The following is a 1,471-nucleotide window of genomic DNA, read 5'->3' as shown; positions in this document are numbered from 1 at the left end:
TTAAAATGGCACCCTTGTCAAGGACACTATAAAAAAAGAGATTAAGCAGCTAGAAGATGATTCCTAAATTGAATAGGGGTCATCTTTTTTAAGTTCCATTGATATCGATAATTGTTATAGTAAACCATATAATGATTTATTTTCGCCTTTAGCTCTTTTAGTGATTTACATAATTTAGAATCTACTTCATCTTTTAAATGGCCAAAGAATGACTCTTGCGGGGCATTGTCCCAACAGTTTCCTCTTCGGGACATAGATTGCTCTAAACCGTATTTCTTTAATAACTTTTGATATCTTGGACTTGTGTAATGGCTCCCTTGGTCTGAGTGGATGAAGGCATCCTTATGTAAAGTCACTTTCTTGTTGTTTATTAATTTTTGGATTGTCTTCGTTGCGATATCTAAAGTAATATGATCAGAAACATGATAGGCTAGTAGTTCGTTAGTAGAGGCATCTTTTACGGTTGACAAATAAGCCATACAATTACCGTTATATGGCAAATATGTAATATCCGTTAATAACACTTTCCCTGGAACACCTTGCTTAAATTCTCTATTTAACTTGTTTGGAACGACCTGATGCTCCTTTGTTGCTTTAGCGATCTTTTTGTAAGGATTCGGTCTTCTATGAGGGCAGATTATTCCGTATTTCCTCATGATTCTTTGTATCCTTTTACGACTAAAGATTAAGTTATAGTCATTCTCCAATATCATTTTTATGGAACGTGACCCTTTCTTATAACCACGACGATTAAATGCCTTTAATATGATTTCTTTCGCTTCTAAGTCCAATTGCTCCCTTGCTTCCCGGTCAGCGGAAGTCTTTAGGTAGCTGTAATATCCAGAACGAGAGACCTCTAGAAGGTCGCAAAAATACTTAGTCATTTGTTTAAATTGATTTTGTTCAATGGTTTCATAAATTAACTGATACACTCTACTTGGATCTAGATTTTCGCTTGCGTTTAGCAGCCTCCTTTCTGTCACTTCTAGCTTTTTTAATAGCTCTACTTGTCCCTCCAGAAGCTTTATTTTTGCTTCTTGCCTTTCAATCACTTCAGACGGTGTAAGCTCTCGCTTTAATGGTCTGCCAGACCCAGTTTTCCTTGAATCGGTTAGCCCAATGATCCCATTCTTTTCATAAGCTTTCTTCCACCTGCAAGCTGATTGTTCAATTCGCTTCAATCCTATAACATCGATATCAAAGCCATTCTCTAAAAAGATTTGCCGTGGGAGTTTGCCCGCCAAATACTCATCCATAAATTTATTTTTGAAGGAATCCGAGTATGTAATGGATCGTTGACTTACGCGTTGCACATTTGGATTATTTTGTAGTGTTTTTATCTCTCTTAGTGTAAATGTAATCTTACTCATGTTGTCCCCTATTTCCCCATATATTGAAATTCTAGTATATAAAAAAATACCTGTAGATAAAACACTCTTTTTCAAGTGTCCTAACTACAGGTACCATAATA

At 35.9% G+C, this 1,471-nt stretch carries 1 protein-coding gene; it reads right to left on the bottom strand.

What is annotated here, in order from left to right; all coding sequences use genetic code 11:
* Positions 1-41: 41 nt before the first annotated feature.
* Positions 42-1,370 (bottom strand): IS3 family transposase, encoded by a 1,329-nt coding sequence (locus MJG50_RS21935; protein ID WP_240257907.1) that lies wholly within the window; start codon positions 1,368-1,370, stop codon positions 42-44.
* Positions 1,371-1,471 lie beyond the last annotated feature (101 nt).

The sequence above is a fragment of the Fredinandcohnia quinoae genome, from assembly GCF_022427965.1.
GTDB classification, from domain to species: Bacteria; Bacillota; Bacilli; order Bacillales; family Bacillaceae_L; genus Ferdinandcohnia; species Ferdinandcohnia quinoae.
Note: the sequence above shows the minus strand (reverse complement) of the source record. Positions and strands in the feature narration are given on the sequence as shown.